This is a genomic window from Hyalangium versicolor (assembly GCF_020103695.1).
Lineage (GTDB): Bacteria > Myxococcota > Myxococcia > Myxococcales > Myxococcaceae > Hyalangium > Hyalangium versicolor.
This window is the reverse complement of record NZ_JAHXBF010000015.1, coordinates 187,376-212,058: the sequence shown is the minus strand read 5'-3', so window position 1 is coordinate 212,058 and position 24,683 is coordinate 187,376. Positions and strand designations below refer to the sequence as shown.

The window sequence follows — 24,683 nt, the reverse complement described above, 5'->3', positions numbered from 1 at the left end:
CGGTGACATCCAGTCGAGCGGCACTCCCCCTGCTCCCGGGGGAGGCCGAGCTGCGAGTCCGGTTGACGTGGCTGACCGTCTTCCGGACCGTCGCGACCAGTCTGCTGTTGACGGTCTTCGCGCTGCGGTTGCTCGCCTCGTCGCCGACGAGTGAGCTGTCGCGCCAGGACACGCTGGGCTTCGTCGGCATCGGGCTGGTCTACGTCCTCTCCCTCATCTACGGGTTGTGGCTGCGCCGGGGCCATGTGGGCCGCGTGGCCGCGGTGGTGCAGGTAGCGGGGGACGTGCTGATCGCCTCGGGCCTGGTGTCCATCACCGGGGCTGCGGACTCTCCGTTCAGCTTCACGTACTCGCTGGCGGTGATTGCCGCCTCCATCCTCCTGTCGCAGCGGGGGGCGTTCGTGACGGCGGCGGCCTGCTCGGGGGCGTATGGCGCCATTGTCGTCACCCACCTGCTGCGGCTCAGCGCACAACCGTCCGCGGCCATGGTGGTGCGCTTCAGCTTCACCTTCGCCAGCAACGTGCTGGCGCACTTCCTCATCGCGGCGCTGGCCGGCTTCCTCAGTCGCCAGCTGCTGGCGGCCGGCGGGCGGCTGTCGGCCAGTCAGGCGGATCTGCGGCGCCTGGCCACGCTGCATGAGCAGATCCTCGACAGCACCCCGTCCGGGCTCCTCACGTGCGAGGAGGATGGGAGCGTCTCCTTCATCAACCGCGCGGCCATGAGCATCCTCGGGCTCGAGGACGCGGCGGTGAAGGGCAAGCGGGTGCAGGAACTGCTGCCGGGGCTGCCGGGGATGGAGCGGGTGCCTCGCTCCGAGCTGAAGGTGGAGACGCCGCGTGGGTCTCGCATCCTGGGCCTCACGCTGGCGCCGCTGGAGGGCACGGGCCGTGCTTCGCGCCTCATCGTGTTCCAGGATCTGACGGCGCTGAGGCGTGCCGAGGACGAGCTGCGGCGGGCGGATCGGCTGGCGGCGCTGGGGACGCTGGCGGCGCAGCTGGCGCATGAGATTCGCAACCCGCTGGCGGCCATGCGCGGGTCGGCGCAGATGCTGGCGCAGGACGGCTCGGAGGATCCGGCCACGTCCCGGCTGACGGCCATCCTGCTGCGCGAGTCCGATCGGCTCTCGCGCCTGGTGGAGGAGTTCCTGCGCTTCGCCCGCCCGCCGAAGCCGGTGCTCCGAGGCGTGGAGCTGGAGCAGCTCGTCCGGGAGACGATGGAGATGCTCCAGACGGATCCGCTCAGCCTGGGCGTGGAGCTGGAGCTGGAGCTGCGGCCGGTGACGGCCACGGTGGATCCGGATCAATTGCGGCAGGTGCTGCTGAACCTGGTGCGCAACGCCTTCGAGGCGGTAGGGGAGGGTGGCCGCGTGCGGGTGTCCCTGTCGAGCGAGGGCGGCATGGCGCGGCTGCGTGTGTGGGACTCGGCGGGAGCCATCCCCGAGTCACACCTGGGGCGTATCTTCGAACCATTCTTTACGACGCGAAGTGGCGGGACGGGTTTGGGGCTGGCTACGGCATACTCCATCGTGCGGTCGCACGAGGGCCGTCTCCAGGTGACCTCCACTCCCGAGGCGGGGACGGAGTTCACGGTGGAGCTGCCGCTGGCCGCGGAGGAGGTGCAGGGTGCACGTGCTAGTAGTGGATGACGAGCTGTCGATGCGCGAGTACCTCGAGATGCTGCTGGCGCGGGTGGGCTACCGCGTGAGCATCGCGGGGAACGAGAAGGCGGCGGTCGACACGCTGAGTTCGGGAGGCGTGGACGTCGTCATCTCGGACATGAAGCTGGGCGCGGGCAGCGGCCTGAACGTGCTGAAGGCCGCACGGGTGCTGTCGGCTCCGCCCGAGGTGATCCTCATCACGGCTTTTGGCACGCCGGCCGCCGCGGTGGAGGCGATGCGGGCGGGAGCCTACGACTACATCTGCAAGCCCTTCGACAACGAAGAGCTGAAGCTGCTGGTGCAGAAGGCGCTGGAGAAGCGCGGCCTGCGCGAGGAGAACCGGAACCTGCGCCGCTCGCTGAGCGGCATGCGCGGGCTGTGGGTGGGCGAGAGCCCGGCGATGCAGGAGGTCTGGGCGCTGGTGGAGAAGGTGGCGCCCAGCCGCACGACGGTGCTCATTACGGGCGAGAGCGGCACGGGCAAGGAGCTGGTGGCGCGCGCGCTCCACCTGCGCAGCACGCGCGCGGGGGCGCCGTTCCTCCCGGTCAACTGCGCGGCCCTCAACGAGGGCGTGCTGGAGAGCGAGCTGTTCGGCCACGTGAAGGGCTCCTTCACGGGGGCGCAGGCGGATCGCTCGGGCATCCTGGTCTCGGCGGGGGAGGGGACGGTCTTCCTGGACGAGATCGGCGAGGTGCCGATGTCCACGCAGGTGAAGCTGCTGCGCGTGCTGCAGGAGCGGCGGGTGAAGCCGGTGGGCAGCTCCACCGAGGTGCCCTTCCATGCCCGGGTGGTGGCGGCCACCAACAAGCGGTTGGAGTCGGAGGTGAAGGCCGGCCGCTTCCGCGAGGATCTGCTCTACCGCCTCAATGTCATCACCGTGGATCTGCCGCCGCTGCGCGATCGCACGGGAGACATTGCGCTGCTGGCGCGTCACTTCCTGGCGCAGATGCGCGAGGAGCTGGGGCGGCCGAACCTGAACTTCTCACCGCCGGCCATCGAGGTGCTGGAGCGCTACTCCTTCCCGGGCAACGTGCGGCAGTTGCAGAACATCGTGGAGCGTGCCGCCACGCTGGCGGACGTGGATGTGCTGGGGCCGGAGACGCTGCCCTCGGCGCTGCGCGGCGAGCGGGAGCCCGAGCAGCAGGCCGCGGGCGCCGTGGAACTGCCGAATGGTTTTTCGCTGGAGCGCTACCTGGACGATGCGGAGCGGCGGTACCTGTTGGCCGCGCTTCAGCGGGCGGGAGGCGTGAAGACGCGCGCGGCGGAGTTGCTGGGGCTGAGCTTCCGTTCCTTCCGCTACCGCGCCGCCAAGCACGGCCTGGGAGATCGCGAGGACGGCGATCCCGGTCCGGCGTAGTTCCCGCCGCTGTCCGCGCGGACGGTGTGCGGCGAGGAGGGGCCTCTCTTTCGGAGAGGCCCCAGCGTGCCTACTTGAAGTCGCGGCGCGCGAAGAGGGCGACGGCGATGGCAATCATCACCGCGGCGTAGGCCACCGCGTAGAGCATGGAGGGCACCAGATCCGTGAGGGGCGTGGGCAGCTCATACGTGGCCTGCACGCGGTAGTTGAGCCGCGAGAGGTTGGGCAGCGCGTAATAGATGGCCTTGCCCACCCACTGGAACAGGGGGCTCTCGGCCTTGCGAGACATCTCGTAGATGTCGCCGCCCAGGTGGCCGGCGAAGTACGCGCCGATCGTCACCGTGGCCGACACCATCTGGCTGGAGAAGCTCGACATCGCGAAGCCGATGCTGCTGAGCACCAGCAGCTCGAAGAAGAGCATCCCGATGGCGACGAACTGGGCCTCCGTGACGACCGTCCCATAGAGGGCGATCTGCCCGAAGAAGAGCACCCCCATGGCCAGTAGCAGCACGCCCAGGGTGAGCATGTTGCCGGCGAAGCGCGCGGTGAGGAACGTCGCGCGGGTGATGGGCTTGGAGACGATGAGGAAGAGCGTCTTGCGCTCGATCTCCCGCGCCAGCATGCCGCTGGAGAGGAAGACGGCGAGCAGCACCAGCACGATGCTCATCACCCCGATGCCCACGTCCGTGAGCACGCGGTCGAACGTGGAGACGCTCAGGTTGGTGAGCAGCGTGGAGGCAACCAGGAGCCCCAGGGCGAACGCGCCCACCACCACGGTGACGCGGTTGCGCCGGGCCTCCCGGAAGCCATTGAGGGTGAGCGCGAGGAACGGCCGCATCATGACTGGATCTCTCCTCCGACAGTGCCGTGCTTGGCCTCGCTCATCGCCTGGAGGAACAGCTCCTCCAGCGAGAAGCGGGCCGGCTGAAGCTGGGTGACTCGCCCGCCCGCGTTCAGCACGCTCTTGAGCAGCGGCTGCACGTGGGCATCTCCGGCGCGCACCAGCACGCGGTTGGTCAGGTCCTGCACCTGCTCGAGCGGGTGGCCCAGGCCCCGGAGCGTGTCCGGTGTCAGGCCCTCGATGGTGAGCTCCACCAGCGGCACCTGCGCCGTGAGCAGCTCCTGCACGCTGCCCTCGCGCGCCTGCTTGCCATTGACGAGCACCGCCACCCGGTTACAGAGCGCCTCCACGTCCGGGATGATGTGCGTGCAGAAGAGCACCGTGGTGCCTTGCTCGCGCTCCTGGAGGATGAGATCGCGGATCTCCCGCCGCCCCACGGGATCCAGGCCGCTGGTGGGCTCGTCCAGGATGAGCAGCTTGGGCTTGCCGACGATGGCCTGCGCCAGGCCCACGCGCTGGACCATGCCCTTGGAGTAGCGGCGGATCTGCAGGCCCGCCGTGCGAGACATGCCCACCGCGCCCAGCACCTCCTTCACGCGCTTGTCCAGCTCGTGCCCGCTCAGGCCGACGAGCTGGCCGGCCAGCCGGACGAACTCCTCGCCCGTGAGGTACTCGTACGGGGCGGGGTTCTCCGGCAGGAAGCCCACGTTGCGGCGGGCCTCCTTGGCGTCCGGTTCGTGCCCGAAGATATGGGCCGTGCCGCTCGTCGCCTGGACGAGGTTCATCAGGATCTTGATGGTGGTGGACTTGCCAGCCCCATTGGGGCCCAGCAGTCCGTAGACCTGTCCGGGGTGGATGGAGAGGGTGAGGCCTTGCAGAGCCAGCACCCGCTTGTTCATCCAGAAACCCAGCCGGTACGTCTTCGACAGGTCCCGGGTCTCGATGGCTAGCGTCTCGGGAGCGCTCATGGCGTGTTGTTGTGTGCGTCCTGTTGGTCCTGCTGCTGCTGAAGCTTCTTGTCGAACTCGGGAGGCCTCAGGCGCGAGTGGCTCATGCTGGAGTAGCTCTTTCCGTCGGGATCGAAGCCGATGTAGCCGCCCAGCGGATCAGCGGGGATTCCAGGCAGGTCTCCCTTGGCGGTCAGCTCGGACATGGCGGTGGGCATCCGGCCCTCACGCTTCTTGAAGGAGGTGATGGCGTCGTCCACCTTCACCAGGACTTGCTCGAGGCGGATCTCCTTGATGCGGTCCTCGAAGACCTGGCGCAGTTGGGGATCCGTCTCGTTATCACGGAAGGACTCCACCATCGCGAGCGCGGCGTCGAAGCGGCGGTTGAACGCCAGCATGCGCGAGGCGAACTCCGGCACGAACTTGGTCGCGTTCGGCAGCGTGGCGGCGATGCGCAGGTGCTCGGCGGCGGCCGCGTACTCGCTGAAGAAGTAGCTCAGGTTGTAGGCGAGGTAGAGGCGCAGGTTGGCGTCGTCGGGGAAGTTCTTCACCCCCTTCTCGAGGATCCTCCGCGCCTCCACCGTGTTCACCCACGTCTCGCGGCCCAGGTTGGTGGGGATGGTGTTGCCCGCGTAGAGGTAGACCTTGTGGAACTTGGGATCCAGGTCCGTGACCAGATCCGCGTAGTAGAAGAGATCCAGGTACCGGGTGGGATCCTTGCTCTCGCTGCCTCGGCCGGCGGCCTGGATGGCCTGGAGCCAGTAATAGTCGGTGACGAGCGAGCGCTGTCCGGCGCCCAGCACTCGCAGCATCTCGAGGCGGGGCAGCAGTGGAGCCTGGTAGGGGCCTCGGGGCGGGTCTCGCGGCGGCTCCGAGAGCGCGACCACGGTCCCAATTCCAGAGAGGAGGATCGCCAGTGTGAGGAGGGACTTCATCGCTTTGGGGCCGCAACACTACCGGCGGGGAGCGCGGCAGGCCAGAGGGGACAGTTCCAGCAGGGAGCGTTTGATTGGCTGGCCGCAGTTCACATCATTGTTGTTGACGTTGAACGGCTCACCCGCGGCGGCATTCCCTGCGGGGGGGGACTACCTAGTCGCAGTTCACATCATTGTTGACGTTGAAGGGCTCGCCAGCTGCGACGTTCTGGGACACTCCACCGGTACTCGGGCAGGCAGGGGTGATCTGGCCATCCGAGGAGGCGACCAGCCAGGTATCCGCCGTATCCGAGATGACGTTGTCCACGTCTCCCGCCGCATAGCCCAGGAAGTCCCAGTTCACTCCCGAGCCATACAGGCCCGGCTTCAGGCTCATGCCATTCTGCGAGGCCTTGGTGTTCCAGGTGACGTTGAGCGGGGAGATCACGGTGAACGTCGCGGGGAACGAGCTGAACTTGAAGTTGTCGACCCCCACGCAGTCGTCGTTGGGGTTCTGGATGATGTTGACGCCTGTCCGATCCTCGGCCGTCGTGCAGGGGTCATTCATGTGGTAGCTGTACCGGTTGCCACGCTCGGGAGAGAAGCCCGGGACACGGATCTGCGCCTGGGGCCGCTTGGGGAGCGTGCGAAGCCCGGTGAAGAGCGTCTTGAGGTTGGAGTTGGCCTCGGACTGTCTGGCGCGCGCCTGGAACCGCAGGAAGTTCGGAATGGCAATGGCTGCCAGGATGCCGATGATCGCCACCACGATCATCAACTCGATCAACGTGAAGCCGCGCGAACGGTTTCGGCGCATGGAGGGTCCTCCTAAATAAAACAGGCCGGGATGAACGAGCATCCCGGCCTGTTCGACATGTCAGCGAAGCGCAGGGATCAGTCGCAGTTCACATCGTTGTAGATGTTGAACGGCTCGCCAGCGGCGACGTTATCGGTGACGCCCGTCGCGGGGCAGGACGGCTGCAGCTGGCCGTCGGAGGACGAGATGGACCAGGTGTCCGCCTTGTCGTTGTCCGGGGTGTTGTCCACGTCGCCAGCGCCGTAGGCCAGGAAGCACCAGTCATCCTGGCTGCCGAAGATGCCGGAGTCAGAGGACATGGCGTTGTTGGTGCACTTGGCGTTCCACACCGGGCCCGTCAGACCCTGAACCTCGAAGAAGGCCGGGAAGGAGGTGAACTTGAACTGGTCCACGCCGATGCAGGTGTCGGTGTTGTTCTGCACGGCGTCGACCGCGTCGCGCTTCTCGGCGGTCGGGGCGCAGTCGTTGTTGAGGTGGTAGCTGTAGCGGTTGCCACGCTCAGGAGCGAAGCTGGTGGCGCGGATGGCCGCGGGCGGCTTGCGCTGCTGGGTGCGCAGCCCAGTGAAAAGGCTCTTGAGGTTGGTGTTCACCTCAGACTGGCGGGCGCGGGCCTGGAACCGGATGAAGTTCGGGATCGCGATGGCCGCGAGGATGCCGATGATCGCCACCACGATCATGAGCTCGATGAGGGTGAAACCACGGTTGCGACGGATCTGGGTCATGTCTGCTGCTCCTTGCAGTCGGCGAGGACTGGGGGTGAACGACGGTCTAGAGTCATAGCAAGGCCGGGGCCACCTCCGCCAGATCTGCTAAGTAGCCTGATCGCTTGGATCTGGGTTGACGGGGGTGGGATCAGGCCGGGGTGGGATCGACAAAATTTGGCAGTCAGCGACGAATTTGGGCACCCGGACCAGAGAGGCTAGCCTGGGGAGCCTCACTATGGCTCAGGAGCTGCCGCCCTTTTTCTTCTCTCTGCTGACGGTCTGGCTGTTCGTCCTGGGCCTGTGCGTCGGCAGTTTCTTGAATGTCGTCATTGCCCGAGTGCCGCAAGGGGAAAGCATCGTCCGGCCGCGCTCGCGCTGCCCGAAGTGCGGGCACACCCTGGCCTGGTACGAGAACATCCCGCTCGTGTCGTGGCTGGCGTTGAGGGGGCGCTGCAAGGGCTGCAAGGCGCCCATCTCCATCCGCTATCCTCTGGTGGAACTGCTGGTGGGCCTGCTCTTCCTGGCCTGCGTGCGCCGCTTCGATTTCACCTGGGAGCTGGTCTCTTCCCTGGTGCTCGTCACGCTGCTGGTGCCGCTCACCTTCATTGATCTGGAGCACTGGATCCTGCCCTTCTCGCTGACCATTCCGGGCATCTTTGCCGGGGTGGTGCTGGCCATACCCAGGGGGATGGAAGCCTTGCGCGATGCGGCGCTGGGCGCGGTCATCGGCTTCCTGTGCTTCCGCCTCATGGAGTACGTGGGGTGGAAGATGTTCAAGAAGGAGGCGCTCGGAGGAGGCGACAAGTTCCTGGTGGCGCTGTTGGGCGCGTTCCTCTCGTGGAAGGCGCTGCTGGGCATCTTGTTCCTGTCCTCGCTCCAGGGGGCCGTGGTGGGAGTGCTGTTGATTGCGCTCACAGGCCGGGCGGGGCCACGCGCGGAGTCAGAGTCGGCGCCAGAGGGGCCCCCTGGGCCGGATGCGCCTCCTCCCGGGGTTTCGGAGGAAAAGGCTCCAGTGGAGGCGGCGCCGGTGGAGACAGCCCCGGTAGAGGTGGCGCCGGTGGAGACAGCCCCGGTAGAGACCGACCCAGTCGCGGCAGCCCCAGCCGGGGCAGGCCCTGAAGAGGAGTCTCCGGAGCCCGAGTCGACGATGACCTGGGAATTCACCCTGCCAGGGATTCCGCTCTGGAAGCGGATCCTGCTGGTGCCCTGGTGTTTGCTGGTCCAGCCCATTCCAGACGAGCCCAAGGACGAGCACGGCGAGGAGGTCGACTGGGTGCCGGGCACGACGAATATCCCCTTCGGGCCGTGGCTGGCCCTGGCGGGACTGGAGATCCTCTTGTTGGCGCCGTGGCTGGCTCATGTCCTGCCGCGCCAGTTCGCGCAGCTGCTTGGAGGACTGCGATGAGTGGGGGCCGGGCGAGATGAAGTGGCGCATCGCCAGCGTGGCCTTCCTGTTGGGCTCGCTCACCACGGGGCTCTCGTGGCTCACGCTGCAGCCTGCGCTCATCCGGCTGGTGGACGTGACGCGCCGCCTGGCTCCCCCGGATAGCCCCGAGGCGGAAGTGCTCTCGCGCGTGCGTGGCTTCCTGCCCTTCGCGCTGGCGCTGGACCTGCTGGTGCTGGGGACGCTGGTGTACTTCGTGTTGGACTTCACCGTGGGCCGGCCGCTGCGGAACACGGAGCTGGCGGTGGAGCAGCTCGGGCGACTCGAGCTGAATCTGCCGCCGGTGTCCCAGGGCGGCCCCCTGCTGTCTCGCTTCCAGAGCGCGCTCAATCGCATGGCCGAAGCGCTGCGTCTGGAGCAGGCCAAGACGCGCTCGCAGCTCGAGGCATTGCGCGAGGCCAACGCGCGCCTGTCCCGAGCCCAGACGGAGCTGGTGGCCGCCGAGCGATTGGCCACGGTGGGCAAGCTGGCCGCGGGCGTGGCGCACGAGGTGGGCAATCCGCTGGCTGGCATTCTCGGCTACCTGTCGCTGGCGCGCATGCGGGCCACGACTCCCGAGCTGAAGGAATTCCTGCAGCGCATCGATCACGAGGTGCAGCGCATCGACGGCATCGTCCGGGGACTGCTGGATCTGGGGAGGCCGAGGCCCGCCTCGCTGACGCCTGTGGACGTGAGCCAGGTGGTGGAAACGTGCGTGAAGCTCGTGCGCGCCGGACCCGAGCTGTCCAAGGTGAAGGTGGACTTCGGGCTCGAGCCCGGCTTGCTGGCCCGCGCGGATGCGGGGCCGCTCTCGCAGATCGTCATCAACCTCATGCTCAACGCCGCGCAGGCCATGGGAGGGGAGGGGGGCGTGCGCGTCGCTACCCGGCGCGAGGGCTCCGAGGTGCGGCTGGAGGTGGAGGACACCGGCCCGGGCATCCCCGCGGACGTCATGCCTCGCCTCTTCGAGCCCTTCTTCACCACCAAGGAGGGAAAGGGCACGGGGCTGGGGCTCGCGGTGTCCATGCACCTGGCTCAGAGCATGGGTGGCCGGCTCACCGCGGAGAATGTTCCCGGGGGCGGCGCCCGCTTCATCGTCCACCTGTCCGCCCCATGAATCCGTTACTCCCTTGCGTCAGGGCGCTGGGGGATGATGGGGTCCATTCAAGATCATGCCTACCTTCCGATCCATCCTCGTCGCCGATGACGAGCCGTCCATCCGCCACGTCCTCACTCTGGTGCTGACCGAGCATGGCTATGAGGTCCGCGCCGTCGCCGACGGCGCGGAGGCCGTGCGAGAACTGGCCGCGCGCAGCTACGACGTGTTGCTGTGTGACGTGCGCATGCCCAAGCGCGACGGCCTCTCCGTGCTGCGCCAGGCCAAGGTCGACCATCCCGGCCTCACCGTGCTGGTGATGAGCGCCTATGGCTCGCAGGAGCAGGCGCTGGAGGCCGTCGGCGCCGGGGCCTACGACTACGTCCAGAAGCCCTTCAAGCCTGAGGAGATCGTCTTCGTCCTGCGCAAGGCCGAGGAGCGCGAGCGGCTGCTGCGCGAGAACCGGCGCCTGAGGACGGCCGCGGCCCCTCCCCCCGAGCGCATCCTGGGCGAGAGCGAGGGCCTCAAGGCCGTGCTGCGCCAGGTGGACAGGCTCGCGCCGGTCAACACCACCGTCCTCATCACCGGCGAGAGCGGAACGGGCAAGGAGCTCATCGCCCGCGCGCTGCACGAGCGCTCGCTCCGGGCCTCGCACCCCTTCGTCGCCGTCAACTGCGGCGCCATCCCCGGTGGCCTCATCGAGAGCGAGCTGTTCGGCCACGCGAAGGGTGCCTTCACCGATGCGCGCACCGCCAAGCAGGGCCTGTTCAGCGAGGCCGACAGCGGCACTCTCTTCCTGGACGAGGTGGGGGAGTTGCCGCTGCCTGCCCAGGTCAAGCTGCTGCGCGTACTTCAGGAGGGGGAGATCCGCCCGGTGGGAGAGAGCCGCGCCGAGCGCGTGGACGTGCGCGTCATCGCCGCCACGCTGAGGGATCTGGGCAAGCTGGTGGAGCGCGGAGAATTCCGGGAGGACCTCTACTACCGCCTCAACGTGGTGAACCTGCGGATGCCGCCCCTGCGCGAGCGCCGCGAGGACATCCCCCTGCTGTCTCGCGCCTTCATCCACCGCTTCAACCGCCAGCTCAATCGCGAGCCGCCCGTCGAGGGACTCAGCCCCGAGGCCGAGGCCCTCATGAACGCCTACGCCTGGCCCGGCAACGTGCGCGAGCTGGAGAACGCCATGGAGCGCGCCGTGCTCCTGACGGATGGCCCCCTGCTGCTGCCCTCCAACCTCCCGGAGCGGCTCTGGGCGGCGCCCCCTCCGGCTGCCGGGTCCCCCTCCGTGCAACAGGCCGGTAGCGATTTGTCGCTCAAGCGAGCCATGCGCGAGCTGGAGGAGACATACATCCGCGCAGCCCTGCGCCGGACCCGAGGCAATCGCACCCGAGCCGCGGAAGTCCTGGACATCAGCCATCGCGCGCTCCTGTACAAGATCAAGGAGTACGGAATCGATCCCGACGCCGAAGCCGAGAAGGGCAGCTGAGCGTCCGACAGAGCACATTGTGGGGATTTGACGTCGCGCGCCGCAGGCCAGAAAATCGGCACTCGCGGCGTTACGAGGGGAGCGGCCGAGGGGTAGCGGGCATGAGCCCGACCGGCCGCGGAGCGAGCGGGCGCCGGTCAACTTTTAGGCGGGGTTGCGCGCTGGTGTTACGCTGGCGCCTCTCCACGGGAGAACTGCATGGCGAAGGGCAAACTGGCACTCGGTCTGGATATCGGATCGACCTCTGTGAAGATGATCCTCCTCAAGGAACAGCGCAAGCGCGGCGAGGTCGGCTACGCGCTTCAGAGCTTCGGCATGAAGCCGCTGCCTCCCGAGGCCATCGTCGACGGTGCGTTGATGAACTCGACGGCCATCGTTCAGGCGGTGCAGGAGCTGATGAACGAGCTGAAGGTGAAGAACAAGGAAGTCGCCATCGGCGTCTCCGGCCACTCGGTCATCATCAAGAAGATCCAGATGCCTCGCATGAGCCAGGAAGAGCTCGAGGAGAGCATCCAGTGGGAGGCCGAGCAGTACATCCCCTTCGACGTCAAGGACGTGAACATCGACACGCAGATCCTCGACGCGGGCGCCAATGACGCCACCGGTCAGATGGATGTGCTGCTGGTGGCCGCCAAGAAGGACATGATCAACGACTACACCACCGTCGTCTCCGAGGCCGGCCTGGCCCCCGTGGTGGTGGACGTGGACGCCTTCGCCGTCCAGAACATGTTCGCCGCCAACTACGACATCCCCGACAAGGAGACCGTCGTCCTCATCAACGCGGGCGCCTCGGTGGTGAACATCAACATCATCGCCAACGGCATCACCGTCTTCACCCGCGACGTGACGATCGGCGGCAACCAGTTCACCGAGGAGATCCAGAAGCAGCTCAACGTCTCCTATGACGAGGCCGAGGCGCTGAAGCTCGGCGGCAACCGCAATGACGCGGACGCCGTGGTGCCCCAGGACGTGGAGCGCGTGCTCACCAGCGTCGCCGAGCAGGTGGCCGGTGAAATCCAGCGCTCGCTGGACTTCTACGCGGGCACCGCCGCGGACGCCAACTTCAGCAAGGTGTTCCTCTCCGGTGGTACCGCGAAGATCCCCGCGCTGTTCAAGACCATTGAGGCGCGCGTGGGCGTTCCAGTCGAGATCCTCAACCCGTTCCGGAAGATCGAAGTGGACAACCGCAAGTTCGACCCTGCCTTCATCATGGACGTGGCGCCCATGGCGGCGGTGGCGGTCGGTCTGGCGCTGCGCCGCCCCGGTGACAAGCTGAACTGATCTCCTCTCCCTCTTCTTGAAGGAACCGACGCATATGATGATTCGCATCAACCTCCTGCCCGTCCGGGCGGCGAAGAAGAAGGAGATGGGCAAGCAGATCCTTGTCCTCTTCGCCATCATTCTCATTGCCGCGTTCGTGGGCAATTACATGTGGTACGCGGACCGCAAGGCCGAGTTCGACCAGAACGCCGCCGGCATCAGCCAGGTCAAGACGAAGATCACCGAGCTGGAGAAGGTCATCGGCGAGGTGAGCAAGATCAACGACCGCAAGGCCGAGGTGGAGAAGAAGCTCGGCGTGCTGGACAACCTGCGCAAGGGCCGCTCCGGTCCGGTGAAGATGCTGGACGCGCTGGCCTCGTCCATTCCGAAGAAGCTGTGGCTCAGGGCCTTCGCCGAGGACAAGGGTGGGGTGAAGATCACCGGCTCGGCCATCAGCCATGACGAGGTCGCCGAGTTCATGAGCAACCTGGGCCACCTGGTGTGGACGCCCAAGGGAATGGGCCGGCTGGTGGAGTCTCGCAAGGACTCTCCCACCTCGCGCGTGGAGCTGCTCACGCCCGACGCCACCATCGAGGAGTTCCCCATCGCCAGCGTCAAGACGTTCTTCACCAACATCGAGCTGAAGGAAGCGGTGCAGAAGGGATCGGTGAGCGCCGATCCCAACGCCTTCCCGACGGTGGATTTCAACATCAGCCTGATCGCCAACTACGCGATCTGAGAGGACCTGGCACTCATGGAACAGTATCTGGACAAGATTGCCAAGGCCCCGGCGGGTGTGAAGTACGGCGGCCTGGCGGGTTTGGTGGTGGCGCTCACCGCGATCAACTTCTTCGCGCTCATCCAGCCGACGGAGGCCGACATCAAGAAGCAGGTGGAGCAGCGCCGCAAGCTGGACATCGACCTCGCGGAGAAGAGCGAGATCGCCCAGAACCTCAACGAGCGCCGGCGCGAGATGGACGTGCTGGAGCAGAAGCTCGCCGAGGCTCTCACCGAGCTGCCGGAGAAGAAGGAGATCGACGAGCTGCTCGCGCAGCTCAACGACATCGGCAAGAAGTCAGGCCTGGAGATCGCTCGCGTGGAGCCGGGCAAGGAGTCGGCGGGCGGCAGCGACTTCTTCGCGCGCATCCCCATCAAGATGACGGTGAGTGGCAACTACCACGAGATCGCCATGTTCATGCAGGAGATCGCGAACATGCGGCGCATCGTCAACGTGAACGGGATCGACTTGAGCAAGCCGACGGTGAAGAACGAGAAGGTCATCCTGCAGAGTTCCTTCGTGGCGACCACGTTCCGGTTCGTCGAGCAACCGAAGACAGCGACAGCTGATCCGAAGCAAAAGGGCCAGAAAGTTGCGCAGCCCAAGAAATAGGGTGACAAGAGGATCCAGAGGATGAAGACGCTCAAGTTCAAGATGACCACGGTTGCGCTGGCCCTGACGCTGGCCGCTTGCGGGAAGGAGAAGCCGGCTGCGGCTCGTCCTGCTCCGCCCAAGCCCGTGGCGGCGGCCGCGGCCGAGACCAAGGACGCGCCTGTCGAGTCCTCCGTGAATTACTCGTACAACCCGGTCGGCAAGCGGGATCCGTTCCGCAGTCCGCTCGAGGAGCTGGGCCGGTCGCGCAACGAGACCCAGGTGCAGGCATGCAACGAGCCGCTGTGCGCGTGGGATATCGACCAGCTCAAGCTGGTGGCGGTCGTCACGGGCGACGCCAATCCGATCGCGATGGTGGAGGACCCGCTGGGACGCGGGCACATCGTGCGCCGCAACGCGCGCATGGGGAGGCAGGGAGGACGGGTGACACAGATCCTTCGGGACTCGGTGACAGTGACCGAGTACATCCCGACGGAGGGCAAGGTCATCCCCAATCCTGTGAGCCTCCAGCTCAAGGAAGATAACAAGCGGGACCCGATGTACGACTTGTCCACGGGCAAGAACTGGCAGTAGCGCCGACGGGCCGGCAGCTCAGCCCGATTCCAACTTGTAGAGGGGTAGCATGCTCGGGAAGAGCGTTGTGACGAGGGGCAAGTGGATGATCGCGGCCGCGTTTGCGGTGGTGATCGCGGGCGCCAGTGCCGAAGGCGCCGAACTCAACACGCTGAGGGACCTGAAGGTCATCCCGACAGGTTCCGGAGCCCAAGTGGTCGTATCGGGGACCCGTCCACCGACCTTTACCGTCTTCCGGCTCAGCGGGCCGGAGCGGCTGGTCGTCGACCTCTCGTCGACGGACGCCACGGGCATCAAGGGCCACCATGACGGCACCGGACCGGTGTCTGGCATCGTGGCCTCCCAGTTCTCGGACGAGCGCGCGAGCGTGGGCCGGGTGCTGGTGGCGCTCGACAAGGCCTCGCAGTACGACGTCCGCGCCGACGGCAACCGGGTGATCATCTCGGTGGACGGCGGCATGGCCGAGGAGGCCACCGCAAGCGCGGACAAGCTCGAGGCGAGCAAGCCCGAGCCCGTTCAGGCCGTGGCCCAGGCTCCGGCCCCGGAGAAGGCTCCGGTCGCCGAGAAGGCTCCGGTCGCCGAGAAGGCTCCGGCGGTTGCCGAGGCCCCTGTGAAGCCCGCCACGCCGGCTCCGGTGGTGGCGCAGGCCGCGGCGCCCCAGGCGGCCCCGGTGGTGGTCGAGGCTGGCGAGCCGCAGCAGGCTCCCGCGGCGGCCCTGCCCGAGAACGTGGTGGCGGCCGAGGCCGATGAGCGCGAGGTGGCCCACCCGGCCCGCCGCATCACCGGCATCACCTTCGCCCGCGACACGCTGGCCGTCCGCACGGATGGCGAGGTCGCCCGCTACGAGGTGCTCGAGCTGGCCGATCCGCCCCGCTTGGCCGTGGATGTGTATGGCGTGGATCTGTCCGCCAAGGCTCCGCGCGTGCACGGCAAGACGCTGAAGGGCGTCCGCGTGGGCGCTCACCAGGAGAAGGTCCGCCTGGTGCTTGATGTGCCGGGCGGGATGCCCGCTTACCGTGTGGACCGCGCGAATCGCGGCCTGGAGATCCTCCTGGGCGGCGCGGTGGCCCGCAAGGCTCCCCCCAAGTCCACTTCCTCCGAGGAGTCTCGCGCGATGGTGGCCGAGAGCGCCCCGATGCTCCCGGCGCCCGCCACGGCCGAGCCGGCTTCTGGCGCGGTGGTGGACGTCAAGGAGCTCACCTTCGACGAGAGCGACACCGGCGGCCGCGTCCAGCTCAAGCTGTCCGGCCCGGCCACCTGGAAGGTGGATCGCCCGGATCCGCGCAGCGCCGTGCTGACGCTGGACAACGCCCGGCTGCCCCGCAAGCTCGAGCGCAGCCTGGACACCAGCGCGCTGAGCACCCCGGTGAAGATGATCAGCGCCTTCACGGTGCCTGGTGAGGGCAACCGCGTGCGCCTGGTGGTGGCGGCCGATGGCGCCATCGAGGAGTCCGTCATCCAGGGCGGCGGCGCGCTGAGCTGGAACCTCTCGGTGCAGGGCGTGAAGACGGAGCAGGTGGCCGTCACCCAGCGCACCGCCGGCTTCACCGCCGAGGCGCCGACCTATGCCGCCGAGGGCGCGCCGCAGCAGGCCCGCTACCGTGGCAAGCGCGTCTCCTTCGAGTTCAAGGACATCGACATCCAGAACCTGCTGCGCGTCATCGCGGAGATCTCGAAGAAGAACATCGTGGTCGCCGACGACGTGAGCGGCAAGGTGACCATCCGCCTGCGCAACGTGCCCTGGGACCAGGCCCTGGATCTCATCCTCCGCACCAAGAACCTGGGCAAGGAGGAGGTGGGCAACATCCTGCGCATCGCTCCGCTGAAGACCCTGGAGGAGGAGGCCCGCCTGCGCCATGAGCGCAAGAAGTCCCTCCAGCAGCAGGAGGACCTGCTCGTCAACCTGATCCCGGTGAACTACGCCGTGGCCGCGGACATGTCCCAGCGCGTGAAGGACATCCTGTCTGATCGCGGCTCGGTGACGGTGGACACGCGCACCAACGTCCTCATCGTGAAGGACGTGCGCGCCAACATCGAGAAGGTGCGCGCGCTGGTGCGCAACCTGGACACGCAGACGCCGCAGGTGCTCATCGAGAGCCGCATCGTCGAGGCGACGACCTCCTTCTCCCGCCAGATCGGTGTGCAGTGGGGTGGTCGAGGCGACGCCACCGCCGCCCTGGGCAACACCACGGGCCTCATCTTCCCGAACACGGTCAGCGTCTTCGGCTCCACGCCGGGCACCGAGCCGGTGGGCTTCGTCGGGGACCCGAACTTCGCCGTCAACCTGCCGGCCGCCACGAACCTGGGTGTCGGTGGCGCTCTCGGTATGCAGTTCGGCTCGGCCGGCGGAGCGCTCTCGCTCAACCTGCGCATCTCCGCCGCGGAGAACGAGGGCTATGTGAAGACGATCTCCGCGCCCAAGGTGACGACGCTGGACAACAACACCGCGCGCATCAGCCAGGGCGTGTCCATCCCGTTCAGCCAGACGTCGGCCCAGGGCACCAACACCATCTTCGTCGAAGCGCGTCTGTCGCTCGAGGTGACGCCGCACATCACCCAGGACGGCAGCATCCTCATGAGCATCACCGCCCAGAACAACCAGCCGGATCCGGCGAACACGGGCGCCAACGGTCAGCCCGCCATCCAGCGCAAGGAGGCCTCCACGCAGGTGCTCGTGAAGGATGGGGACACCACGGTCATCGGTGGCATCTACGTGCGCCGCGGCAGCACCTCCACCGCCGCCATCCCGTTCCTCTCGAAGATCCCCGTGCTGGGCTACTTCTTCCGTCAGAACACGGAGCGAGACGATCGGCAGGAGTTGCTCATCTTCATCACGCCTCGCATCCTCAATCGGCAGACCATCGCGCAGTCCCTGTAACCCGGGGCGCCCATCATGGAGTCCAGTCCTATGAAGCGGATGTTGTTCATCGCAATCCTCACGGCCACTGCGAGCGCCTGCGTCGAAGGGAGCAAGCCGGTCCAGCTGATCGGAGCAAAGCCGCTCAGCCCCACGGAGTGTGGTACGCGGGCGGATGATGTGCTCGAGCAGTACAGTGGCTCGTTGGACTACGCCGCCAGCACTCACTACTTCATGTCCTTTGGTCTGTTCTCACCGCTGGTCGCGGATGACAACTCCTCCGAGGGCACGGGCTTCATCGGCAGCGAGATCATCTTCAACTACGAGTCCCTGGGCGTGAAGGGGACCTTCAAGGAAGAGAGCCGGCCCATCTACCTGGTGGTGGATCCCGGTGCCAGCCCGGATGAGTCCTACGTCGTCATCGACCTGATCGGCTCGGAGGCTCGCACGAAGCTGGACTCCTTGGTGCCCTCCGCGCCGGACACCATGACGCTGCTGGCGACCTTCAAGATCAAGGGTGAGCTGGCCTCGGGCCGCTCCGCGGAGACCAATGAGGTGACGTACCCCATCGAGCTCACGCGCGGCCAGGGCTGCGGAGAGAACACGACGGCTCGTCCGCCGGTGGACTACCCGTGTGTCAACCCCGGTCAGGATGGCTACGGGTATCAGTGCCTCTGAGTCTTGGAGAAACGAGGGGCCTTGACGGGCTCCTCTTCTTTGCCTAATCGCATCCCACCATGTCCTTCCGTGCACACCTGGAGTCAGTGGTCAATCAGGTCGATGGGGCCCTTGCGTGCAGCGTGATGGGCTTCGACGGCATCTCCGTGGAGACGTTCCAGAAGGACGAGGCGGGGGAGCTGGAGCTCAATGGCGCCTGGGTCGAGTACGCCAACCTGCTCACCCAGCTGAAGAACGCCGCGGACGTGCTGAAGACGGGCACCGTCACCGAGCTGAGTGTCAATAGCGAGAAAGTGTTGACCATCATCCGCCTGGTGTCGCCCGAGTACTTCCTCGTGCTGGCGCTCAAGGCGGAGGGCAACTACGGCAAGGGCCGCTATGTGCTGCGGGTCACCGCGCCGAAGGTCCGCGCCGAGCTGTGAGGCAGGCAGGCGCACGACGCGCCGCCCCACCGCTTTCCCCTTTCCAAAGGGGAGTTCCATCGGCTAGACACCCCGGACTTTTTCAGTAGTCCGAAGGAGCTGTCCCATGGCCGGTGTCATTGATACCTCCGAGTTCCGCAAGGGCCTCAAGATCGAGATCGACGGCGAGCCGTTCGAGATCGTCGATTTCCAGCACGTCAAGCCGGGCAAGGGCTCCGCCATCGTGCGCACCACCATCCGCAGCCTGACCAAGGGCCGCGTGCTCACGCCGACCTTCAAGTCCGGTGACAAGGTGGGCAAGCCGGAGATCGAAGAGAAGGACATGCAGTTCCTGTATGTCCAGGGCGACGACTACTACTTCATGGACACGCGCAACTACGAGCAGACCTTCCTCAGCGAGAAGGAGCTCGGGGACGCGAAGAACTACCTGAAGGAGAGCATCAGCGCCTCGGTGCTCTTCTACAATGGCAAGGCCATTGGCGTGACGCTGCCCAACTCCGTGGACCTGAAGGTCACCAAGTGCGATCCGGGCGTGCGTGGCGACACGGTGTCTGGCGCGCTGAAGCCGGCGACGCTGGAGTCGGGCTACACCGTCAACGTGCCGCTCTTCATCAACGAGGGCGACATCCTGAAGATCGACACGCGTGACGGGAAGTACCTCACGCGCGTGGCCACCGGGGGATAATCCGGGCCGCAGCCCGGGTCGGGAGGGGACGCATGGCGACGAAGCGCAAGGCAACGCGGACCGAGGGAGAGTCCTCGCCGGCTGGTGGCAATGGCCGAGACCCGGGGGCGACGTCCCTGGACGTGGACGCGCTCCGGCAGATCGTGGAGATGCTGGAGGCCTCGGATGTGACGAGGCTGGTGTGGCAGCGGGGTGAAGAGCGGCTGTACATCCGCCGCGGCCATGGGCCCGCGCCCACCATCGTCCACCAGGCGGCGCCGGTGAGCCCGTCGGTGAGCCCGGTGCAGGTACCGGCGGTGGAGTATTCGGCGCCCGCGCGGGCAGCGGCTCCGGCGGCGGCTCCGGCTGCAGCAGCGGCTCCGGCGGCGGCTCCGGCCAAGCCCGTGGAGAAGCCCGGCCACCAGGTCACCAGCCCGTTCGTGGGGACGTTCTACCGGACGCCCGCCCCGGACCAGCCTTCCTTCGTCGAGGTGGGCTCGATCGTGAAGAAGGGCCAGGTGCTCTGCATCATCGAGGCGATGAAGTTGATGAACGAGATCGAGGCCGATGTGCCAGGGCGCATCGCCGAGGTTCTGGCGGAGAACGGGCAGCCGGTGGAGTTCGGCCAGGTGCTGTTCCGCATCGAGCCGGCGTAGTCCGGCGGGCCGGCCATTCGCCGGCTTCGGGGCCCACGAGGAGGGCAGGGCGTGTTCAAGAAGGTGCTGATTGCCAACCGCGGGGAGATTGCCCTGCGGGTCATCCGCGCCTGCCGGGAGCTGGGCATCGCCACGGTGGCGGTGCACTCCACGGCGGATGCCAACGCGCTGCATGTGCGCTTCGCCGATGAGGCGGTGTGTATCGGCCCTCCGCCGTCCAAGGAGAGCTACCTCAACATTCCCCAGCTGCTGTCTGCGGCAGAAATCACCCGCGCGGACGCCATCCACCCCGGCTACGGCTTCCTCTCGGAGAACGCCGAGTTCGCCGAGGTGTGTGAGAACTGTAAGATCCGCTTCATTGGCCCGCGCCCGGAGATGCTGCGGCTGATGGGCAACAAGGTCCGCGCCAAGCAGGCGGCCCGCGAGGCGGGGATTCCCCTGCTGCCGGGCAGCACCGGCGTGGTGAAGGATCCGAAGGAGGCCGAGGCGATCGCCAAGGAGATCGGCTTCCCCGTCATCATCAAGGCGGCGGCGGGCGGTGGCGGCAAGGGGATGAAGATCGTCCGCGAGCCGGGCGCGCTGGCGCAGGCGTTCGCCACGGCAGGGGCCGAAGCGGTGGCCAGCTTCAACAACGGCGACCTCTACATCGAGCGGTACGTGGAGAAGCCGCGCCACATCGAGATCCAGATCGTCGCGGACGAGCACGGCAACATCATCCACCTGGGTGAGCGCGAGTGCTCCGTGCAGCGGCGGCACCAGAAGCTCATCGAGGAGAGCCCGTCGCCAGCCATCTCTCCGGAACTGCGCGAGAAGATGGGGCGCACCTCCGTCGAGGCGATGCAGAAGCTGCGCTACAACAACGTGGGCACCATCGAGTACCTGCTGGATGAGCGCGGCCAGTTCTACTTCATGGAGATGAACACCCGCATCCAGGTCGAGCACCCCGTGACGGAGCTCGTCACCGGCGTGGACCTGGTGCGCGAGCAGATCCGCATGGCCTACGGCCATCCGCTGCGCTTCAAGCAGTCCGACATCCAGATGCGCGGCGCCGCCATCGAGTGCCGCGTCAACGCCGAGGATCCCGTCACCTTCGCTCCCTGGCCGGGCCGCATCACCGGCTACAGCGTCCCTGGTGGCTATGGCGTCCGTGTAGACTCCGCTGCGTACGAGAACTACACGGTGCTCCCGCACTACGACAGCTTGCTGGCCAAGCTGATCGTCCATGCGGAGGATCGGGCGACGGCCATCCGGCGGATGCAGCGGGCGCTCGGGGAGTACGTGGTGGAGGGCATTCGCACCAACATCCCCTTCCACCGGGCGGCCCTGGCCGAGGAGGCCTTCCAGGAGGGGCAGTACGACACCCGCTTCGTGGAGCGCCTGCTGGCCAGCGAGACGGGCACCCACCGCCTCAAGAAGGCTATCGAAGAGACGCCGTAAGCTCGCCTGCTAAGCACCCGCCTACGCAACCCCCTGATTCGCCTCGGGGGTGGGGTGGCGATTTCTTGACCGGCAAGAGCGGATTCCGATAGCCTCCGGTCTCCCTCGCTGGATCCCTGAAGGACGCAGGAAACCCCGGAAGTTCCAAGGGGTTGGCCCGGTCGGAAGCCCTGCTCGATGGACAAGAACAAGATCATCGAAGCCGCCGCGAAGCTCGTCGCGAAGGGCGCCTACGACAAGGCCATCAAGGAGTACCAGAAGGTCCTCGAGGCGGACCCCAAGGACGTGCGCGTCCTGCAGAAGATGGGGGAGCTGTACCAGAAGAAGAACGACAACCCCCAGGCCGCGCACTACTTCACCAAGGTTGCCGAGAGCTACTCCTCGGATGGCTTCTTCCTCAAGGCCGTCGCGCTCTACAAGCAGGTCCTCAAGCTCAACCCGAACCTGCTGGACGTGAACCTGAAGCTGGCGGAGCTCCATCAGCAGCTCGGGCTGATGTCCGAGGCGATGGCGTACTTCCAGATCGTCGCCAACCACTACGACAAGCAGGGCGACACCAAGCAGCTGCTCGACACGCTCAAGCGGATGGTCGACCTCGACCCCGAGAACGTGGCGTCGAAGATCAAGCTGGGCGAGCTGTACGCCAAGGAGAACATGCCCAAGGAGGCGATCGCCGAGTTCCGGCGCGCCTCCGAGTATCTCAAGCGCAATGCCCGCACGGATGACTACGTGCGCGTGGCCGAGCGTCTGTCCGCGCTCGAGCCCGAGAACATCGCGCTCGCCAAGGAACTGGCCAGCACGTATCTGGGCAAGGGCGATCAGAAGCGCGCCCTGGCCCGCCTCCAGGTGGCCTTCAAGGCCGATGGCCGCGACGTCGAGACGCTGAACCTGCTCGCCCAGGCCTTCCAGGGGCTGGGGCAGACGTCGAAGACGGTCTCCGTCTACAAGGAGCTGGCCAAGGTCTATCAGGACTCCGGCCGCGGCCAGGAAGCCAACAGCGTCTGGGATAAGATCGCCGAGATCGATCCGCAGGATCCGGATCTGCTCGCGCGCGCCGCCGCGCCGGGTCGGGCTCCTGCCGCCGGGCGTGCCCCCGCGCTCGGCCGCGAGCCGGGTTCTTCCGCCACGCTCAACCGGGCGCCTGCTGCCGGGCCTGCGCCCGCGCTGGGTCGCGAGCCGGGTTCTTCCGTGAATCGGGTGCCTGCGCCTGCCGCCGGGCCTGCGCCCGCGCTGGGTCGCGAGCCGGGTTCCTCCGTCAATCGGGTGCCTGCGCCTGCTGCCGCCGGGCCCGCGCCCGCGCTGGGTCGCGAGCCGGGTTCTTCCGTCAATCGGGCACCTGCGCCTGCGCCCGCCGCGGCTGCGCCCGCTCGTGCCCCCGCGCCAGCACCTGCTCCTGCTCCCGAGCCGGCTCGGCCCGGTCCGCAGACGTCGCCGCCTCGGCCGGTGACTGCCACGCCCGCGCCCACGGGCCCGCTGACGCGCGAGCAGCTCGCCAAGCTGCTCACGGAGACCGACGTCTACGTCAAGTACGGCCTCCACGACAAAGCGCTGGAGCACCTGCGGAAGATCTTCGCCGTCGATCCCGAGAACCTCGACGCGCACGAGAAGGCCTACAACATCTACGTCGCCGCCGGGAACACGGTGCAGGCCTCCGAGCAGTTGCTCAACGTGCTTCGCCTGTGCACCCGCCGCGAGGAAGTCCAGCGCGCGCAGCCGTACCTGGTCACGATCCTCCAGCAGAACCCCAACCACCCCGAGGTGCCCGCCTTCCTCGCCGTGCTGCGCGTGGAGCATGCGGAGGCTCCCGCGGCCCACCACGTCGAGTCTCTCGGCGACGATGAGATCCTAGTGGAGTCCAACGACGAGGAGATCGTCGTTGCCGAGGCTCCCGAGGACGCGCTCGCCCGGCCGCCGGGGGATGACCTGGCGCTGGCCGCGATCAGCGGGTCCGAGTCCGATGAGATCGTCGAGGAGGGCGGCTCCACCGAGACCGTCATCAGCGACGAGGCGCTGGTGGGCGAGACGATCGTCTCCGGCTCCGATGCCGACGAGAGCCTGCTGGCCGACGAGACCACCTCCACCAACCTGCTGGACGAGCCGCTCATGGCCGGCTCCGCGGACGAGGAGATGTCGTTCGCGGATGTGGCTGGCACGTCCGCCGAGTATGTGGTGGACGAGCCCGCCGTCTCCGTCGAGGACGAGCCGATCGTCGAGGACGAGGCGCTGGGCGGTGTGGCGCTCGGGGATGACGAGCCGCCTCCCACGCGTCCGTCGATGCCCTCGGCGGAGCTGCTCCAGAGCGCTGCTCCCACCGCCAGCAACCGGCGTGCGCTGGGCTCCGAGCTGGACGTCCCGACGCGGGTCTCGCGCGTCGTGGAGCCCGTGGAGGACGACTTCAGCGACTCCGAGGTCACCTCGGCTGGCGTCACGGCCTACGAGCCCGAGGAGGCCACCGTCGTCGGTGCCGTGCTGGGAGTCGAGACTCCCGCGGACGAGCCCTTCGCGGCGGACTACTCCGAGCCGGAGGCCGCCACCCATCCCACCGAGGCCGTGGGTTCCGACGAGGAGCCCGCCGCCACCGGTGAGGAGCCGGCCTCCGAGGAGTGTGACGAGGCGAGCTTCTTCCTCGATCAGGGGCTGACGGAGGAGGCGCGCGAGATCCTCGAGACCGTGATGATCGCCTTCCCGGGGCACGTACGCGCCGGCGAGCTGATGGCTCGGCTGGAGGCGCTCGAGGCCGATGGTGGCACCGCCCCGACGACGGAGGAGACCGAGGCCGAGTCGGCTTCGGTGCCCGCCGTCGAGCCCATGATGGATGCGCCCTCGGAGACGAGCGCGTTCGATCTGGCGGCCGAATTGGCCGAGGACTTTGGCGGGCTGGCCGACGAGACGCCCGCGCCGGCCGCGTCCGAGGATGACTTCCAGTACTCGGTCGAAGAGGTGTTCGCCGAGTTCAAGAAGGGCCTGGAGAAGGTCGTCAAGCCCGAGGACGTGGACACCCACTACGATCTGGGCATCGCCTACAAGGAGATGGGCCTCTCCGACGACGCGCTCGGCGAGTTCGCCGTGGCGCGCAAGGGGAGTGTCGGCACCAAGCGCGAGCTGGATTGCATCACCATGATCGGCATGCTCCACGGCATGCGCGGTGAGCATGAGGAGGCGGTCAAGGTCTTCAAGGAGGGCTTGTCCAGCGAGCACGCCAAGGACGAGGCCGCCAAGGCGCTCGGCTTCGAGTTGGCCCTGGCCTATGAGGCCATGGGCGAGAACGGCAAGGCGCTCTACCACTACCAGCGCGTGGCCGAGCTGGACCCGAAGTACCGCGATGTCTCTTCGCAGGTCAGCCGGCTGTCCGAGCTGACCGAGCCCGAGGACGACCCCATCGTCGCCAAGCCCAAGAAGGGGCCCGGTGGAGGTGGAGCTCCTCCCGCGGCATCGAAGGCGCCTCCCGCAGCTTCCGCGGGCGCTCCCAAGGCCCGCAAGGTAGGCTATGTGTAGTCTCCCTCCGGCGA

Annotated in this window: 21 protein-coding genes and 2 pseudogenes; 16 read left to right on the top strand and 7 right to left on the bottom strand. The window is 67.2% G+C overall.

The features are described from left to right. The first annotated feature begins 2 nt into the window (after nucleotides 1-2). Together KY501_RS29800 and KY501_RS29795 are read left to right on the top strand one after the other, a co-directional pair. A complete protein-coding gene (locus KY501_RS29800; RefSeq protein ID WP_224366873.1) occupies nucleotides 3-1,646 on the top strand; it encodes a two-component system sensor histidine kinase NtrB in 1,644 nt (547 codons plus the stop codon). Nucleotides 1,647-1,656: 10 nt separating this feature from the next. Then, complete coding sequence (locus KY501_RS29795) at nucleotides 1,657-3,015, top strand: sigma-54-dependent transcriptional regulator (RefSeq protein WP_255636971.1); 1,359 nt, start codon at nucleotides 1,657-1,659, stop codon at nucleotides 3,013-3,015. A 70-nt stretch (nucleotides 3,016-3,085) separates the two neighbouring features. On the opposite strand, the gene KY501_RS29790 is transcribed toward KY501_RS29795, so the two are convergent. The 7 genes and pseudogenes from KY501_RS29790 to KY501_RS54345 all read right to left on the bottom strand — a co-directional run. Further along, nucleotides 3,086-3,853: an ABC transporter permease gene (locus tag KY501_RS29790; protein WP_373691657.1), complete on the bottom strand. Its 768-nt coding sequence runs from the start codon at nucleotides 3,851-3,853 to the stop codon at nucleotides 3,086-3,088. Then, nucleotides 3,853-4,824 carry an ABC transporter ATP-binding protein gene (locus KY501_RS29785; RefSeq protein WP_224366870.1) on the bottom strand — a complete coding sequence of 324 codons (972 nt, stop codon included), beginning with the start codon at nucleotides 4,822-4,824 and terminating at the stop codon, nucleotides 3,853-3,855. Before KY501_RS29785 ends, KY501_RS29790 begins: the two co-directional genes overlap by 1 nt. Continuing rightward, entirely contained in the window at nucleotides 4,821-5,738 is a 918-nt protein-coding gene (locus KY501_RS29780) for a pilus assembly protein (RefSeq protein ID WP_224366869.1), read from the bottom strand. The genes KY501_RS29785 and KY501_RS29780 overlap by 4 nt, the downstream gene beginning before the upstream one ends. Nucleotides 5,739-5,892: 154 nt before the next feature. After that, nucleotides 5,893-6,435, bottom strand: coding sequence for a pilin (locus tag KY501_RS29775; protein ID WP_373691656.1), 543 nt, complete (start codon nucleotides 6,433-6,435; stop codon nucleotides 5,893-5,895). Nucleotides 6,436-6,437: 2 nt separating this feature from the next. Beyond that, nucleotides 6,438-6,531, bottom strand: a pseudogene (locus KY501_RS54350) (prepilin-type N-terminal cleavage/methylation domain-containing protein); the annotation flags it as partial. Between the two features lie 77 nt (nucleotides 6,532-6,608). Beyond that, nucleotides 6,609-7,154, bottom strand: a complete 546-nt coding sequence (locus KY501_RS29770; protein WP_373691655.1) for a pilin — start codon at nucleotides 7,152-7,154, stop codon at nucleotides 6,609-6,611. Nucleotides 7,155-7,156: 2 nt separating this feature from the next. Continuing rightward, nucleotides 7,157-7,253, bottom strand: a pseudogene (locus KY501_RS54345) (prepilin-type N-terminal cleavage/methylation domain-containing protein); the annotation flags it as partial. 217 nt (nucleotides 7,254-7,470) lie between these two features. Here KY501_RS54345 and KY501_RS29765 point away from each other — a divergent pair. From KY501_RS29765 to KY501_RS29700, 14 genes are all read left to right on the top strand, one after another. Beyond that, nucleotides 7,471-8,640 (top strand): prepilin peptidase, encoded by a 1,170-nt coding sequence (locus tag KY501_RS29765; protein ID WP_224366867.1) that lies wholly within the window; start codon nucleotides 7,471-7,473, stop codon nucleotides 8,638-8,640. A 16-nt stretch (nucleotides 8,641-8,656) separates the two neighbouring features. Beyond that, nucleotides 8,657-9,775: a sensor histidine kinase gene (locus KY501_RS29760; protein ID WP_224366866.1), complete on the top strand. Its 1,119-nt coding sequence runs from the start codon at nucleotides 8,657-8,659 to the stop codon at nucleotides 9,773-9,775. Nucleotides 9,776-9,830: 55 nt separating this feature from the next. Next, the gene (locus KY501_RS29755) at nucleotides 9,831-11,237 is read left to right on the top strand and encodes a sigma-54-dependent transcriptional regulator (RefSeq protein WP_224366865.1); all 1,407 of its coding nucleotides are present in this window, start codon (nucleotides 9,831-9,833) and stop codon (nucleotides 11,235-11,237) included. A gap of 198 nt (nucleotides 11,238-11,435) precedes the next feature. Next, a complete protein-coding gene (pilM, locus tag KY501_RS29750; protein WP_224366864.1) occupies nucleotides 11,436-12,518 on the top strand; it encodes a type IV pilus assembly protein PilM in 1,083 nt (360 codons plus the stop codon). Nucleotides 12,519-12,552: 34 nt separating this feature from the next. Next, nucleotides 12,553-13,236, top strand: coding sequence for a PilN domain-containing protein (locus KY501_RS29745; protein WP_224366863.1), 684 nt, complete (start codon nucleotides 12,553-12,555; stop codon nucleotides 13,234-13,236). A 15-nt stretch (nucleotides 13,237-13,251) separates the two neighbouring features. Further along, nucleotides 13,252-13,887 (top strand): type IV pilus inner membrane component PilO, encoded by a 636-nt coding sequence (locus KY501_RS29740; RefSeq protein ID WP_224366862.1) that lies wholly within the window; start codon nucleotides 13,252-13,254, stop codon nucleotides 13,885-13,887. Between the two features lie 21 nt (nucleotides 13,888-13,908). Further along, nucleotides 13,909-14,460, top strand: a complete 552-nt coding sequence (locus KY501_RS29735) for a pilus assembly protein PilP (RefSeq protein ID WP_224366861.1) — start codon at nucleotides 13,909-13,911, stop codon at nucleotides 14,458-14,460. 49 nt (nucleotides 14,461-14,509) lie between these two features. Beyond that, complete coding sequence (locus KY501_RS29730; RefSeq protein ID WP_224366860.1) at nucleotides 14,510-17,338, top strand: type IV pilus secretin PilQ; 2,829 nt, start codon at nucleotides 14,510-14,512, stop codon at nucleotides 17,336-17,338. A 30-nt stretch (nucleotides 17,339-17,368) separates the two neighbouring features. Further along, the gene (locus tag KY501_RS29725; protein ID WP_224366859.1) at nucleotides 17,369-17,995 is read left to right on the top strand and encodes a hypothetical protein; all 627 of its coding nucleotides are present in this window, start codon (nucleotides 17,369-17,371) and stop codon (nucleotides 17,993-17,995) included. Nucleotides 17,996-18,054: 59 nt separating this feature from the next. Beyond that, on the top strand, nucleotides 18,055-18,417 hold the full coding sequence (locus KY501_RS29720; RefSeq protein WP_224366858.1) for a roadblock/LC7 domain-containing protein: 363 nt from the start codon (nucleotides 18,055-18,057) through the stop codon (nucleotides 18,415-18,417). A 106-nt stretch (nucleotides 18,418-18,523) separates the two neighbouring features. Continuing rightward, the gene (gene efp, locus KY501_RS29715) at nucleotides 18,524-19,102 is read left to right on the top strand and encodes an elongation factor P (RefSeq protein ID WP_224366857.1); all 579 of its coding nucleotides are present in this window, start codon (nucleotides 18,524-18,526) and stop codon (nucleotides 19,100-19,102) included. A 32-nt stretch (nucleotides 19,103-19,134) separates the two neighbouring features. Then, nucleotides 19,135-19,737, top strand: a complete 603-nt coding sequence (accB, locus tag KY501_RS29710; RefSeq protein ID WP_224366856.1) for an acetyl-CoA carboxylase biotin carboxyl carrier protein — start codon at nucleotides 19,135-19,137, stop codon at nucleotides 19,735-19,737. Between the two features lie 51 nt (nucleotides 19,738-19,788). After that, on the top strand, nucleotides 19,789-21,174 hold the full coding sequence (accC, locus tag KY501_RS29705; RefSeq protein ID WP_224366855.1) for an acetyl-CoA carboxylase biotin carboxylase subunit: 1,386 nt from the start codon (nucleotides 19,789-19,791) through the stop codon (nucleotides 21,172-21,174). Nucleotides 21,175-21,351: 177 nt separating this feature from the next. Continuing rightward, nucleotides 21,352-24,669 (top strand): tetratricopeptide repeat protein, encoded by a 3,318-nt coding sequence (locus KY501_RS29700; RefSeq protein WP_224366854.1) that lies wholly within the window; start codon nucleotides 21,352-21,354, stop codon nucleotides 24,667-24,669. The last annotated feature ends 14 nt before the right edge of the window (nucleotides 24,670-24,683 follow it).

Coding starts and splice junctions, on each gene's coding strand:
- KY501_RS29740 (WP_224366862.1), top strand. CDS start 13,252: ATGGAACAGTATCTGGACAAGATTGCCAAGGCCCCGGCGGGTGTGAAG.
- KY501_RS29730 (WP_224366860.1), top strand. CDS start 14,510: ATGCTCGGGAAGAGCGTTGTGACGAGGGGCAAGTGGATGATCGCGGCC.
- KY501_RS29735 (WP_224366861.1), top strand. CDS start 13,909: ATGAAGACGCTCAAGTTCAAGATGACCACGGTTGCGCTGGCCCTGACG.
- KY501_RS29760 (WP_224366866.1), top strand. CDS start 8,657: ATGAAGTGGCGCATCGCCAGCGTGGCCTTCCTGTTGGGCTCGCTCACC.
- KY501_RS29745 (WP_224366863.1), top strand. CDS start 12,553: ATGATGATTCGCATCAACCTCCTGCCCGTCCGGGCGGCGAAGAAGAAG.
- KY501_RS29720 (WP_224366858.1), top strand. CDS start 18,055: ATGTCCTTCCGTGCACACCTGGAGTCAGTGGTCAATCAGGTCGATGGG.
- KY501_RS29780 (WP_224366869.1), bottom strand. CDS start 5,738: ATGAAGTCCCTCCTCACACTGGCGATCCTCCTCTCTGGAATTGGGACC.
- KY501_RS29765 (WP_224366867.1), top strand. CDS start 7,471: ATGGCTCAGGAGCTGCCGCCCTTTTTCTTCTCTCTGCTGACGGTCTGG.
- accB (WP_224366856.1), top strand. CDS start 19,135: ATGGCGACGAAGCGCAAGGCAACGCGGACCGAGGGAGAGTCCTCGCCG.
- KY501_RS29790 (WP_373691657.1), bottom strand. CDS start 3,853: ATGCGGCCGTTCCTCGCGCTCACCCTCAATGGCTTCCGGGAGGCCCGG.
- KY501_RS29725 (WP_224366859.1), top strand. CDS start 17,369: ATGAAGCGGATGTTGTTCATCGCAATCCTCACGGCCACTGCGAGCGCC.
- KY501_RS29755 (WP_224366865.1), top strand. CDS start 9,831: ATGCCTACCTTCCGATCCATCCTCGTCGCCGATGACGAGCCGTCCATC.
- KY501_RS29795 (WP_255636971.1), top strand. CDS start 1,657: ATGCGCGAGTACCTCGAGATGCTGCTGGCGCGGGTGGGCTACCGCGTG.
- efp (WP_224366857.1), top strand. CDS start 18,524: ATGGCCGGTGTCATTGATACCTCCGAGTTCCGCAAGGGCCTCAAGATC.
- pilM (WP_224366864.1), top strand. CDS start 11,436: ATGGCGAAGGGCAAACTGGCACTCGGTCTGGATATCGGATCGACCTCT.
- KY501_RS29785 (WP_224366870.1), bottom strand. CDS start 4,824: ATGAGCGCTCCCGAGACGCTAGCCATCGAGACCCGGGACCTGTCGAAG.
- KY501_RS29700 (WP_224366854.1), top strand. CDS start 21,352: ATGGACAAGAACAAGATCATCGAAGCCGCCGCGAAGCTCGTCGCGAAG.